Source organism: Pseudidiomarina atlantica (assembly GCF_000753735.1).
In the GTDB taxonomy this organism is placed as follows: Bacteria; Pseudomonadota; Gammaproteobacteria; order Enterobacterales; family Alteromonadaceae; genus Pseudidiomarina; species Pseudidiomarina atlantica.
Genome location: NZ_JPIN01000005.1, coordinates 1 through 14,211, shown reverse-complemented (window position 1 = coordinate 14,211; position 14,211 = coordinate 1). Strand labels below are relative to the sequence as shown.

Annotated in this window: 11 protein-coding genes; 3 read left to right on the top strand and 8 right to left on the bottom strand. The window is 49.4% G+C overall.

All coding sequences use genetic code 11. From position 1 onward, the window contains the following. Window positions 1-83 precede the first annotated feature (83 nt). On the bottom strand, window positions 84-662 hold the full coding sequence (locus tag IDAT_RS04620; RefSeq protein ID WP_034731201.1) for a thymidine kinase: 579 nt from the start codon (window positions 660-662) through the stop codon (window positions 84-86). A gap of 107 nt (window positions 663-769) precedes the next feature. Here IDAT_RS04620 and IDAT_RS04615 point away from each other — a divergent pair, with 107 nt between their 5' ends. Further along, window positions 770-2,002, top strand: a complete 1,233-nt coding sequence (locus IDAT_RS04615) for an adenosine deaminase family protein (RefSeq protein ID WP_034731198.1) — start codon at window positions 770-772, stop codon at window positions 2,000-2,002. Between the two features lie 56 nt (window positions 2,003-2,058). Here IDAT_RS04615 and IDAT_RS04610 read toward each other — a convergent pair whose 3' ends face one another. From IDAT_RS04610 to IDAT_RS04585, 6 genes are all read right to left on the bottom strand, one after another. After that, window positions 2,059-2,754 carry a hypothetical protein gene (locus IDAT_RS04610; protein WP_034731195.1) on the bottom strand — a complete coding sequence of 232 codons (696 nt, stop codon included), beginning with the start codon at window positions 2,752-2,754 and terminating at the stop codon, window positions 2,059-2,061. Between the two features lie 14 nt (window positions 2,755-2,768). Continuing rightward, on the bottom strand, window positions 2,769-3,707 hold the full coding sequence (locus IDAT_RS04605; protein ID WP_034731192.1) for a hypothetical protein: 939 nt from the start codon (window positions 3,705-3,707) through the stop codon (window positions 2,769-2,771). Window positions 3,708-3,972: 265 nt separating this feature from the next. Further along, window positions 3,973-6,429, bottom strand: coding sequence for a putative bifunctional diguanylate cyclase/phosphodiesterase (locus IDAT_RS04600; RefSeq protein ID WP_051986587.1), 2,457 nt, complete (start codon window positions 6,427-6,429; stop codon window positions 3,973-3,975). After that, window positions 6,426-7,355 (bottom strand): ABC transporter substrate-binding protein, encoded by a 930-nt coding sequence (locus IDAT_RS04595; protein ID WP_034731189.1) that lies wholly within the window; start codon window positions 7,353-7,355, stop codon window positions 6,426-6,428. The genes IDAT_RS04600 and IDAT_RS04595 overlap by 4 nt, the downstream gene beginning before the upstream one ends. A gap of 9 nt (window positions 7,356-7,364) precedes the next feature. Continuing rightward, window positions 7,365-7,928 carry a single-stranded DNA-binding protein gene (ssb, locus tag IDAT_RS04590; protein ID WP_034731185.1) on the bottom strand — a complete coding sequence of 188 codons (564 nt, stop codon included), beginning with the start codon at window positions 7,926-7,928 and terminating at the stop codon, window positions 7,365-7,367. Between the two features lie 14 nt (window positions 7,929-7,942). Beyond that, window positions 7,943-9,328: an MFS transporter gene (locus tag IDAT_RS04585; RefSeq protein ID WP_034731182.1), complete on the bottom strand. Its 1,386-nt coding sequence runs from the start codon at window positions 9,326-9,328 to the stop codon at window positions 7,943-7,945. A gap of 107 nt (window positions 9,329-9,435) precedes the next feature. Between IDAT_RS04585 and uvrA the strand changes: the two genes are divergently transcribed. Then, complete coding sequence (gene uvrA, locus IDAT_RS04580) at window positions 9,436-12,267, top strand: excinuclease ABC subunit UvrA (protein ID WP_034731179.1); 2,832 nt, start codon at window positions 9,436-9,438, stop codon at window positions 12,265-12,267. 9 nt (window positions 12,268-12,276) lie between these two features. Beyond that, window positions 12,277-13,233, top strand: coding sequence for a glutaminase A (gene glsA / locus IDAT_RS04575; protein WP_034731176.1), 957 nt, complete (start codon window positions 12,277-12,279; stop codon window positions 13,231-13,233). Here the strand turns inward: glsA and IDAT_RS12975 are convergent. Next, entirely contained in the window at window positions 13,201-13,992 is a 792-nt protein-coding gene (locus tag IDAT_RS12975; RefSeq protein ID WP_051986586.1) for a substrate-binding periplasmic protein, read from the bottom strand. The genes glsA and IDAT_RS12975 overlap by 33 nt on opposite strands. Between the last annotated feature and the right edge of the window lie 219 nt (window positions 13,993-14,211).

The following is a 14,211-nucleotide window of genomic DNA, read 5'->3' as shown; positions in this document are numbered from 1 at the left end:
GCTTTAAGTTGACACTTTCAGCATAGCAGAGAAGTTACACTTTCCATGTGTGACAATTGGTTAAATTTAAAATAAAAAATTGCTTAAAGGCCGAGCTTTTCTTTCCAATGTCTACGACAACAGGAAATGTAACGATCATTGCCACCGATAGCGATTTGTTCGCCGACTTTCACCGCTTCACCGTTTTCGTCAATGCGTAGGTTCATCGTGGCTTTGCGCCCACAGTGGCAGATGGTTTTCATTTCACTCACTTTATCGGCGACGGCCAACAAAACTGCGCTACCTGGAAAGGCTTGGCCGAAGGCATCGGTTCGAATACCGTAACACATCACTGGGATGTCGACCCGATCAACAACATCGGTCAACTGCCAAACTTGTGGTTCAGTCAAAAACTGTGCCTCGTCAATCAACACACAATCAATCGGTTGTTGTTGGTGGCGCGCTTTAATCAGTGCTGATAAGTCGGTGCTTGAGGTAAATGCTAACGCGCCTCTATCTATCCCGAGTCGCGATGCTATTTTGCCTTTACCTGCCCGATCATCAATCGCTGGAGTGAGAAGTAACACGCGTTGATCGCGCTCTTCGTAGTTATGCGCAACCTGCAACAACGACGTGCTCTTGCCCGCATTCATCGCTGAATAAGTAAAATAAAGTGAAGCCATGGTTATCAATATCGAATGATGAGTACTGCCAGTTTTATACTGACTTTAAGCGCTGAATGCAAAGGCGATTGTTGCTATAATTGCGCAAATTCACTGAAGGAGTCGATATGTCACAGCGTTATTCAAATGATTTTCTTAAAGCGATGCCGAAAGCTGACTTGCACTTGCACTTAGATGGTAGTTTGCGGCCCGCTGGACTTATCGAGATGGCAAAACGCAGTGGTGTTGAGCTGCCTTCTTACACTGTCGATGGGCTATACGAGCAAGTCTTTAAAGAAAGCTATAACGATTTAGGCGAATACCTCAATGGCTTTCAATATACCTGCGCAGTGTTACGTGACATGGAAAACCTTGAGCAAGCCGCGTACGAACTAGCAATGGATAACTTGGCCGAAGGCGTTATCTATATAGAAGTGCGCTTTGCTCCTCAGCTGATGATGGACCCCAGCCGCGGCATCGACTTTGACCGTGTCATGCATACCGTCAACGATGGCCTCAAGCGCGCCCAAGACGAGTATAACCAGCAAGCCGAAGTACGTGATGGCAACAAACCTCCGTTTCACTACGGCATTATCAACTGTGCGATGCGCATGTTTGGTAAAAAAGGTTTTTCACCTTACTACACCCAGTTGTTCCAGACGCTGCGCGATCACGAACCCAAACAGGTTATCAAAATTGCCGCCATGGAAATGATTCGCGCCAGCATCCGTTTGCGCGATGAAGAAGGCCTACCGATTGTCGGCTTGGATATTGCTGGACAAGAAATGGGCTATCCTGCGCATGATTTTAAAGAAGTCTACGAATACGCCCACCAGAACTTCTTGCTGAAAACTGTGCATGCCGGTGAAGCGTACGGTGCCGAAAGCATTTTTGAAGCGCTCACGCAGTGCTATGCCGATCGCTTAGGGCATGGTTATTCATTGTTTTCACCAGATATGATTCAGGACGAGAGCATTGAAGACAAAAGCGGTTACGCCAGTAAGTTGGCTTCGTTTATTGCTGATCGCCGTATCGCGATCGAAGTCTGCATTACCAGTAACTTGCAAACCAATCCGGCGATTGGCGATGTTCGCAACCACAACTTTAAACACATGTACGCGAATCGTCTCGCCACCGTGATTTGTACCGACAACCGTTTGGTCTCGCGGACCACGGTCACCAACGAATACGAGCTTGCGCTGCAAACGGCAGATATTCCATTGAAACGTTTGAAAGATATCGTCGCCTATGGCTTTAAGAAAAACTTCTTCCCGGGCGATTACTTGGCAAAACGTGCTTATGCCAAGCAAGCGTTGCAGTATTTCGATACCCTTGCCGCGCAACACCAAATCTCTGAGTAATCATTTCGCAGACAAGTCCAGACTGTTTATCGGTCTGGACCTGCTTCTACAGCCTGCTAACACTTGTCTTTGAGCATTCCGATAAAAAGTTCCCGGTGAACCATGCCTCTTAACAAGCGAATACGGTGTTCTTGTGGCTGACCCTCAGCGTCTTCAGCTGTTACCACAAGTAGATCGCCCTGCGGATCAAAACTAAACACACTGACCCAACTGCGCTTTTGCTCGACTGCCAAGAGCCGATCAAAGGGAATGATCACCTTGCCGGTTTGCACCCCGTCAAGCTCTATAGTCTCTTCTCTGAATTCTGCAGAATTAAACAGCGCAGGGATCAACGTAGCATAGAAGGAAAAAGCAACAATAACGATCGGTATTAGCAAAAGTAGGAGTGGTGATGGCTCCTGCGAAGACAGCAGTATGAACAAAAAAACCGGCACGGCTAGGCCACATACTATCAGAGCTTCCATAAGCCGCTTGCGTCTAGCGTCCGGCGTCAGCGAGACGAACTTTGTCGAAACGTATTTTATTTTTGCTGACTCTTGCAGTACGAATTTTCTAGATACCTTAGAGACGAAAAATACCAACGCCAGGATTGCTAGCAGGAGACCTGTACTGGGTATGTTCGCATAAGGCGCGTCGTCGGAAGGTCCTTTTATCAGCGGTGGTAAGACAACAGCGCACGCCATCACCAACACAGCACCCACAATTGTTCTATGCATCATTTTCTTAAAAGTAGAACTATTTAGACTAAGCATAAAAAGTACTTCCTTTAGATTGGAAAACAAACAACGTGAGAAGTAGGGTTCGTAAATGGGCTACTAGTGGTTGCTGTAGTACAACGGTAAAGCTGGTCCCATGCGAGGTCAACTAAAGGATCACTGCTAGGAGTCGTAACAGCTCCCGGCGCGAGACTTCCACCGCCTTGATTTTCGTCCTCATCATTCAGCTCCAGTGCACACGCTTCTAGCTCTAACTGTGTTTGGTTGAATGATGCAAGACATGCGTTTATTCTAGACTGAAAGGACATATGACTGGCAGAAGCAGCAGCCGCTGCGACAACGCAGCCAATACCAGTCGTCGCAGCGCATGCAGCGATTCCGCTGGCAATCGTAGCTAGGTTCAAATAACGCTCCGCTCTTGAGCATTGCTCAAGGGTTGCTGAACCATCATATGGATAAGCACTTCGGGCTTCGACAACAATACAGAATGACGAGGTTTGTGTATTCATAGTATCCGAAAATGAATCTATACCTATTTCTGGAGGACACGGCATGCCTGGACGAACTTGTACATGGCAAAATGGGTCTGTAGGGGCTTCTCCCTGAGATAGGTACGGATAATGATTGGCATAACTTAGGAGCGCACTGTTAGCTCCGTCTGTCAAGTTGAATTGCGATTGAACGCCATACATACCAAATTGCAAACTGTTGGTATAGGGATTGAAATACACGATTTCATCTGTGAATTGATTCAGAACAAAGAAGCTTCCATCATTAAAAGTGAAAGTCATCAAGTCATTGTCGTAATCAGGATGCACAATGAAGGAACTAGCCTCATCATTCACATTAATAAACCTAAATTGACCATGATGATCAATATATGAAAAACCATAAGGGGACGTATCCTGAGTATCCTGCAACGCCTCAGCCCTACCAATCATCAGGTGGCTTATAACACTTAAAACCATGAACAATAATGCCTTTTTCATAAACAAAATCCCTGTATTTATAAAAACATATTACACATAACAAAAAAAACGCATTAAGTATAATTAATACACACAAAAATACAACTTTTTTACAATTTAAGAGTGAATTACGGAGGTCGAATAGTGCTTTATTTACGTCGGCTAGTAGAGTCGTAATAATCAGAACGCTACTGTTAGTAGGTCTACAGCAAACTCCTAAAAGTCGATAAGATGAGTAAATTCAGAATACGCATAACGACTCCTTAGGGTCAAAATCGCCTCAAGTTTAGTCGGTATTTTTTGAATCGCTAGCGGCATGCTGTTTTGCGAAGAAATTTGCTGCCGGTTCTGGCTTGCCGAACAAATAACCTTGCAACACGATATTTTTTTCGTGGCTGGCAAGGTATTGCGCTTGCGCTTCGGTCTCAACTCCCTCGGCGACAATGCGCAGTTTAAGATTCTGGGCGATGGCGATCACCGAATCGATAATCGCCTGTTGCTCACTCACAGCAATCTCGTTGACGAACGAACGGTCAATTTTTAACTCTTGAATCGGTAATTTTTGTAAATAGGACAGGGATGAATAACCCGTACCAAAATCATCGATGGAAAACTGCACACCCGTCTCACGTAGCGCACGCATTTTCTCGATGATGTCAGTCATATCCTCAACAAAGAGGTTTTCGGTAATTTCAAGAATAAGCCGCTGAGGATCAGCGCCACTAGCTTGTAATTCTTGCTCAATACAATAAACAAAATCGAATTTACGGAACTGGCGTGGACTGATATTGATTGCCAAGGTAAGCGGTGCCGGTAGTTGCTTAAGCAGCTGTAACGCCTCACGCAGAATCCATTTACCCAAATCAACAATCAAGTCAGTCTGTTCTGCGGTTGGAATAAACTCTGCTGGTGAAATCATGCCTCGCTCTGGATGCTGCCAGCGGACCAATACTTCAGCGCCGATAGCTTGACCCTGCGCGTTAACCTGCGGTTGAAGGTATAGTGCTAAGCCGTCAGTTTCAATTGCGTGGCGCAATTCGCGCTCGATGTCGTAACGCCGCTCCAATTGTTGACTATAGGACGTATCATAAACAGCGGTCTGGTTGCCACCCGCCGCTTTAGCCGTGTGCACTGCAGTCTCGGCGTGACGAATAACCGCATCGGCCGACTCAGCTTTATTGTTGTAAATGACGATACCAGCACTGGCAGTCACGGAAACGCGTTCACCTTGCACCGAAATGGGTTGCGCAACCTCCGATAACACCAACTTCACGAACGTTTGTACGTCTTGCAACAGTGCATCGGCATTAAGGTCTCGCGCTGGCAGCATCACGGCAAATAAGTCACCACCTAAATTTGCGAGGAATGCACGTGGCTCATCATGTAATAATCCGCGAAAACGCTTGGCGATTTCACAGAGGATTTCATCACCAAAGCGGAAGCCTCGCACATCATTAATGCGCTGCAGGCCGTCAAGGTCAAACAGCACAGCAGCAGCATTATGACCAGGTTGATGCTGTTTCAGCGATTCGGTTAGAAAACTCACACAGCTAATGCGGTTAGGAAGATCGGTCAAGGTATCGAAATAAGCGAGGTGCTCAATGCGCGCTTCCGCTTCGACGCGCTCAGTAATATTCAGTTTACTGCCTAAATAGTGGGTGATCACCCCCTGCTCATTGCGCAACGGCGAAATCGTCGCCCACTCGCGAAATTCTTCACCGTCTTTGGTCAAGTTATAAAGTTCACCTTGCCAAGTTCGCCCAGCGACGAGCGAGTCCCACATCTCTTGATAAGTTTCAGCAGGCGTTCGTCCTGAGCTTAAAATGCGCGGATTACGCCCAATGACTTCTTCCTTGGTGTAGCCAGAAATACGTTCAAACGCCGGGTTGACGTACTCAATCGCCCCGCTTAAATCAGTGATGACAATACTATCGTTGGCTTGCTCTACCGCGGTTGAGAGCTTCGCTAGTTTCTGCTCACGCTCACTGCGATCGCGAACCGCAAGCCGAAGCTGTCGCGCGAGGAAGCCAAACTCGTTCGGCATGCTGTAGGGCAGTTTGCCAGTAATGGGTTGTCCTGCGCCATATTGACGGACCGCAGTGACTAATTGCTCAGCTGGCCGAGCAGCGAATTTCTGCAACGCGAGCCATAAACCTATCCCTACTACTGCCAACAGAAAAACCAACAGAATCAATGGCCACAAAGGTAAAGATTCGATGTTATACCAACCATGGCTATGGCGATATTCGACAATTAATAGGTTACGTGCAATTTCTTGCGTGACGCTGCGCCCCCGCAGTATTGGCGCAATCGCAACGAAGTGGTCATGCTCGGGGTGATATTCAATCAGGGTTTCGCCGCTCTTTGTAACGTCAGCTAATAGTTGTTTGTCCAATTCTTGATAGAAGCGTTCAAGCTTGCCGTTAATGACGTTTGGGTCGTAACGCCAAACATAATTTCCCTCGCTATCGACAATTACGGCATTATCGACACGTGGGTGAACATGCATTTCGCTGATGAGCTCTGGCACTGCCGAAATACGATCCGAACTGTACATACGATTGAATGAGCCTTGCTCGACGGACAGACTACTGGCTAGGTCGAGATACGCCGAGCGCAACGCGTTTTCTTGCTGAGCGCTCAATAAGAAGTAAGTCAACCCAGCAAAGATAGCAAAAACCGCAAATAACATGGGTAAGGTCAGCTGAGTGCTGAGTCGCTGATGCCACGGCAGGTATCTCATTGCCGCGCCTCGCAAATGCTAAGCGGCTCGACGTGATCATGCACATTGTTGGCGATTAAATAGTTAATCGTTGCCGGCATCGCCGTCGTGATGAGCTGTTCGAGAGCTTCTTCTTGGCGTTCCATTGGCACAAATTCGATTGCCGCAAGCGTGCGTGATAATGCATCTGCAGAAAGGCCGCTAAGTTGACTCAGTGCCGACCAGAAAGCTGCTTCACCTTCTTGCATACGCGCTAAGATAAGCGGCCAAACTTGCTCACGAAGCGCAATAATCTGCCTTGGTTCTGCTGCAAATACTTCTTTACGCACAATCAAAACATCGAGCACATCGACATCGTCTGCGCGTGAGTCAAACAGAACCCTTCCGTTCAGCTGCTTTAAGCGGGTAATGAAGGGCTCGTAGCTAATAATGACATCGACTGATTGAGTCTTCATTGCTGCCAAATGTTGGGTTGGTAGCAATACCTGAGGTTGCACATCAGCGCCGTCAAGCTGCGCGGCGTTCTGCCAACGCTCTAACATGTAACGCGCAATGGTACTGTCCTCCAGCCCAACGCGGATGGGCACACCAGATTCAGGCTGCCAGCCAGGCCGAGCGACGACTGCGTCAGCGCCAGTTGAGCGGTCAATCACCATGGCAACACAATAATCGCCGCCGGAAAGAGTATTTGCGGTCAAGGCGTTATCAAGAGTAACAAAGGCGCCGCTGATGCCACCGTTACCGAGCATGCGCATGACGCTCACATCAGACACCAACATCACCGTACGCAGTCGGTCTGGCATCTGCTCTGGACTTACTGCTTCAAAAGCATAAAACGGCGTGGCGCCGAGCCATGAATTGCCGGCGATAACAATATCATCCTTTGGCGGAGCGCATGCCACTAGCGCAAGCGCCGCCAAACTACTGAGGATGAATTTAGCTAACAAAGTAGTTCCTTAGAATGGAATGTCGTCGTCGAAGTCTTGGTCAGGGACAAACGGGTCGTTGTTCTGTTGCTGCTGCGGTTGTTGTGCAGGTGGACGCTGCTGTTGTTGCTGGTTAAAGCCGCCGGCACCGCCTGCTGGTTGCGGCGAGCGTGCTTGCTGTTGTTGGCCACCGCCTTGCTGGTATTGACCACCACCTTGCTGGTACTGGCCACCGCCACCTTGACCGCCACTCGGACGACCATCGAGCATCTGCAAATCGTTGATAATGATTTCGGTCGTATAACGCTCGACGCCGTCTTGGCCTTGCCATTTGCGCGTTTGCAAACGCCCTTCGACATAAACTTTTGAGCCTTTTTTCAGGTACTCACCGCAAATTTCTGCGAGTCGGCGGTAGGCGACACAACGGTGCCATTCTGTTTGTTCACGCGGTTCGCCGGTTTGCTTATCTTTCCAGGTTTCGCTAGTGGCAATCGACAAGTTGGCAATCGCATTATTATTCTGCGTGTAACGGATCTCGGGATCAGCGCCTAAGTTGCCGATAAGAATTACTTTATTAATGCCACCTTTGGCCATGAGCTACTCCTTTCCTATGCTAAATACGGCTTCATCAGCGCCGTAATCTGTTGTTCATTGTAGTCAGTTTTATGCACTTTCAAATACGCTGTTTGCTCTTCCGCAACGAGCCGAACTTCTTCTACACCCTGGGCTTGGGCCAACTGCTCAATCAGACGCTTGCGCTGCTCGGGGTCAAGCGTTTGCAAACGGAAGCTTACATTCTGCCACTGGGGTGGTGGCTGCATGCCAAAACTAATCAGTAACCAGCATACTAGCAGGATTAAGGCGAAGCCGACAACGCCATTCAACCCCATCGTTTGCAACAGACCACCACCGACCGCACCACCAGCGAAGGCACCGGCAAATTGGGCAGTTGCATAGACACCACTGGCACTGCCCTTGCTGCCGGCTGGGGCAAAGCGCGTCAAGCTCGAGGGCAAAGTCGCTTCGAGGAAGTTAAAGCCAGTAAAAAACAAGACAATTGCCAAACTATAAATCAGCCATCCGCCCTGTGCCCAAGCAATAACCGTAACGGCCGCAATGAGCAAGACGATGGCAACACGGAAAAAGTTAGGCTGCTGCCGTTTCTTTTCCGCAATAATGAGCATCGGAATCATCAGCGCAAACGAGCCTAGCAAGGTTGGCAGATAAAGCCAGGCGTGTTGCTCACTGGCTAAGCCACCTTGCACCAACTGCGTAGGCACCACTACAAAAAAAGCGGTGAGCAAACAATGCAAAATAAACACACCGGCATTTAACCGCGCCAGTTGCGGATGTTTAAAAATGCGCCACAATTCACTACGCTGCGGCAACAAGTCACCGCGCGCGGCACGCAGCTCAACTTTCGGCACCGAAAACCAAAACACCACCAGTCCAAACAGCGCACTGACGGCGGTAAACAAGAACAGCCCTGACATGCCTATGACCGGTCCCAGTAAGGGTCCTAAAATCAATGCTAGCGCGAATGACAGGCCAATGCACATGCCGATCATAGCCATGACTTTCGGCCGTTGTGAGTCGCGCGTGATGTCAGCTGCTAGCGCCAAAATAGCTGCAGCAATCGCACCCGTACCCTGCAACGCGCGACCTACTATAACGCCAGCTAAAGTGTCTGCATACGCGGCTACTAAGCTTCCCACTGCGAAAATCAGCAGGCCACCGACAATAATCGGACGGCGCCCGATTTTATCTGACAGCATGCCCATTGGAATCTGCAACAATGCTTGTGTCAGACCGTAGGCGCCAATAGCGAGGCCGACCAACAATGGCGTGTAATCAGGATAGTTCTTACCGTAAATAGCCATGACCGGCATGATCAAAAACAGCCCTAACATGCGTAGTCCGAAGACAGCAGCTAGAGCTCCCGAAGCGCGGCGTTCTACTTTGGTAAGACGTTGTTCGTTCGAGGGATTGGACATGTGTCACTCATCACAGCTAAGAAAATTCGCCAGTGATTGTACCAGAAGGTGGTCGCTGTGCGATAATACTCGTTTGATTTTCGCCACCGGAGTGAAAGGTTAAAACTATGGACTCAATAGAAGTACGCGGAGCCCGCACCCATAACTTGAAGAATCTGCAGCTCACTATCCCGCGCGACAAGCTCATTGTCATCACTGGCTTGTCGGGATCAGGTAAGTCTTCGCTGGCATTTGATACGCTCTATGCCGAGGGGCAGCGCCGTTATGTCGAGTCGCTATCGGCCTATGCGCGGCAGTTTTTGTCGCTGATGGAAAAGCCAGACGTCGATAGTATCGAAGGTCTCTCGCCGGCGATTTCCATCGAACAGAAATCGACCTCGCACAACCCACGCTCTACCGTCGGCACCATTACCGAAATCTATGACTACCTGCGCTTGATGTTCGCACGCGTCGGCGAACCGCGCTGCCCGACGCACGACGTCGCGCTGGCGGCGCAAACCGTATCGCAAATGGTCGATCAGGTACTGACTCTACCCGAAGGCGAAAAGCTCATGATTTTGGCGCCGATTATTCAAGACCGCAAAGGTGAACACACCAAGGTACTTGATAACCTGGCAGCACAAGGCTTTATTCGTGCACGCATCGATGGCGAATTGTGTGATTTGAGCGATCCACCTAAACTCGAGTTGCAGAAAAAGCACACCATCGAAGTAGTGGTGGATCGTATTAAAGTGCGAGATGGCCTCGAGTTGCGCCTCGCGGAATCTTTTGAAACTGCCCTTGAACTCAGCGGCGGTACTGCCATTGTGGCACCGATGGAAGCGGACTCAACGCTATCGAATTTAGTCTTCTCGGCTAACTTCGCCTGTCCACATTGTGGTTACAGCATGCAGGAATTAGAGCCTCGCTTGTTTAGCTTCAACAACCCAGCAGGTGCTTGTAGTTCTTGTGACGGCTTAGGTATCGAACAATTCTTTGATCCGCAAAAAGTCATCAATAACGCTGAATTAAGTCTTACTGGCGGTGCCATTCGCGGCTGGGACAAACGTAATTTTTACTACTACCAAATGCTGCAGTCATTGGCCAAGCATTACGGCTTCGATCTCAACCAGCCCTTTAACCAACTCAGCGATGACCACCAGCAGGTGATTCTGTTCGGTAGTGGTCGAGAGAATATCGAATTCACCTATATGAATGACCGCGGTGACCGCGTCGTGCGTCGTCACCCGTTCGAAGGCATTATCCCGAACATGCAACGCCGCTATCGCGAGACCGATTCTTCGGCGGTACGTGAAGAACTGGCGAAGTACCTCGCTGCCCAGCCCTGTAAAAGCTGTGGTGGAACGCGCTTGCGCGAAGAAGCACGTAATGTTTTCGTCAACGGTACCAACTTACCGGCCATTGTTGACCGTTCGATCGGCGATGCGCTGGAGTTTTTTAGTTCACTCGAACTCGATGGCCAACGCGCCAAAATCGCCGAAAAAATCTTGAAAGAGATCAATGATCGCTTAGGCTTCTTGGTTAACGTCGGTCTGAACTATTTGAGCCTCTCGCGTTCGGCAGAAACCTTGTCAGGCGGTGAAGCACAGCGTATCCGCTTAGCCAGTCAAATTGGCGCCGGCTTAGTCGGCGTAATGTACGTTTTGGATGAGCCTTCGATAGGCCTGCACCAACGCGATAACGAGCGCCTATTGAGTACCCTGACACGCCTGCGCGACTTGGGTAACACGGTTATCGTGGTAGAACACGATGAAGACGCCATCCGCTCTGCCGACCATGTCATCGACATTGGCCCAGGTGCGGGCGTGCATGGTGGCGAGATTGTCGCGCAAGGTACCATTGAAGACATTCTGAAAAGTGAGCGATCACTTACTGCAGATTATCTGTCTGGGCGCAAAGAAATTGCCGTGCCCGCAAAACGCCACCAACCGGACAAACGCTGGTTGACGCTCAGCGGTGCAACCGGCAATAACCTTAAAGACGTGACCTTGAAACTGCCGATTGGCTTGATGTCGTGCGTCACTGGCGTATCGGGGTCAGGTAAATCGACTTTGGTGAATGACACCTTGTTCCGCATTGCGCATCGCGACTTGAACAAGGCGACAACGAATGAGCCTGCGCCCTACCGTGATATCGATGGCATGCAGTATCTTGATAAAGTGGTTGATATTGACCAAAGTCCGATCGGTCGTACGCCGCGCTCCAATCCAGCGACTTACACCGGCATCTTCACACCTATTCGTGAGCTTTTCGCCGGCACCCAAGAGGCGCGTTCGCGTGGCTACAAACCTGGGCGCTTTAGCTTTAACGTGCGTGGTGGTCGCTGTGAAGCCTGCCAAGGCGATGGTGTCATTAAAGTTGAGATGCACTTTTTGCCTGATGTTTATGTGCCGTGTGATGTCTGTAAAGGCAAACGCTACAATCGTGAAACGTTAGAAATTCAATACAAAGGTAAGAGCATTCACGAAGTGCTGGAAATGACCGTTGAAGACGCCAATGAATTCTTCGCTGCCGTGCCAGCTATCTCACGCAAACTGCAGACCCTAATGGATGTCGGCTTGAGCTATATTCGCTTGGGTCAATCAGCCACTACCTTGTCAGGCGGTGAAGCACAACGGGTAAAGCTGTCGCGTGAACTCTCCAAACGTGATACCGGTAAAACACTGTACATTTTGGATGAGCCAACCACAGGTTTGCACTTCCACGATATTCAGCAATTACTGGCGGTACTGCATCGCTTGCGTGACCATGGCAATACCGTGGTGATTATTGAACACAACCTCGATGTGATTAAAACTGCTGATTGGATCGTTGATCTTGGTCCTGAGGGCGGTGCTGGTGGTGGTGAAATCCTAACAGAAGGTACACCAGAGCAAATCGTGAAAAGTGAGCGGTCGCACACTGCCCGCTTTTTGGCACCTCTGCTGAAAAAAAGTTAAGCTAGCACCATGACGCACGATGTAATCAGTGGTGGGCAATCGATACATGCCCCAGAAAACTTAAAGCCGCTGTTGCAGGAAATCCTGCAACAGGCACTTACCGTGAACGACGGTAAAGTGGCTGATTACATTCCTGCCCTTGCTGAAGTCAAAGCTGACTATTGCGCCCTTACGGTGGCCACCCTCGATGGCTCGGTCACTTCGGTGGGCGACAGCCAAGTGGCGTTCTCGATTCAGTCCATCTCCAAGATCTTCGGGTTGATGTTAGCCATGGAACGCATGGGCGAAAGCCTATGGGAACGCGTACAAATGGAGCCATCTGGACAACCGTTTAACTCCATTGTGCAGCTCGAATGGGAAAAAGGCATTCCACGTAATCCGATGATCAACGCCGGCGCCATTTTAGTCAGCGATGTGCTGGTCAGCCACTTTTCTGCGAGCAAATCAGCCTTATTGAGCATGGTTCGTAGTCTCTGTCATCGTGAAAATGTCGGTGTTGACTCCCGCGTGCACGAATCAGAGCGCGAGCACGGTGCACGCAATTCCGCACTGGCTTATCTGATGAAAAGTTTTGGCAACATCGAAGCAGATGTCGAAGAAGTGCTTGATCACTACTTTTGGCAGTGCGCTCTTACCATGACTACCGAGGATCTCGCCCGGAGCTTAGCATTCTTAGCGAATCGCGGAAAATGCCCGCTTAGCGGCAAGCAAATCACGACCCACCGCGATGCGCAGCGTATCAATGCACTCATGAGCACCAGTGGCATGTACGATCAATCCGGCCAATTTGCCTTTACTGTCGGGCTACCGGCGAAAAGCGGTGTCGGGGGCGGTATTGTCGCGATTGTTCCAGATTATGGGGTGATTGCAGCTTGGTCGCCACCGCTGAATAGCTTTGGCAATTCGGCCAGAAGCATGGCCATGATCCGTAATCTAGCGAACCGGCTCGGCTTGAGCGTCTACTAATAACGGCGACTGGAGTCCATACTTACGCAATAGCTGCTGAAATACGCCATTGCTGACGAGTATCTGCAGCGTTGCCTCCCAATCTTGCAAACTAAAGCCTTTATTTGAATTTACAATAACGCGTAGATCGTATTCGTCGTAAGGCTCTTCTTTAAGTAATAAGTCGTTATACCAAGATTTATCGCGCAGCGTATCGAGGTACTCATCGTGCATCATAATCACATCGACGCGGCCATTGAGTAACATGCGTACGTTGATGTCATGACTCATAGTTACGTAAACATTATAGCGTTGCTCTAGTCGTGTTTGATCGGTGGTGTTTTCGAGAAACGGATAGTGATAACCGGATAACCCACCATACCGTAAGCCACTTTGCGCAAAGTACTCTTGCCCACGTCCTGGTGCACGTTTTGCGACCAAACGCTCTTTGCCATTGACCAATATTTCGCTTGCATCCACTTCTGGGAGCTGACGTGACCATCCCCAACGTGGCGCTTCGAATAACATAAGTTGACAACAGCCGGTATCACTCAACGCCTGAAAACGCGCTTGCGCCGGCACATCGTGCAATTCGAAGCGATATTTGGATTGGTGTTGATTTAACGCAGCAATGACATCGCCAGTGAGATGCTGGTCATCATAGGCGGAAAAGTAAGGAGGAAAATGATACGCCGCTACTTTAATTACTTGCGTTTCAGCTTGACTCGCTTGTACGGCAAAGCTCAGAGCTAGAAAGATGAGAATAAGGATAAAGCGCACGTGTCCCTCCAACGGCTGCGAGGGGTATACTTATCCAAAGCACTGCAAAAATCAAGAGCGTGTTTCGTTATTCGTTATTCGTTAGGGGTGCTCGTTGGAACCTCACCCTAACGAATCACGAATAACGAGTAACGGTTAGTACATGAAAAAAGGGAGCCGAAGCTCCCTTTTTACGCATTCCAAAGTCGCAGATTACTCTACGATTTTTGATACTACGCC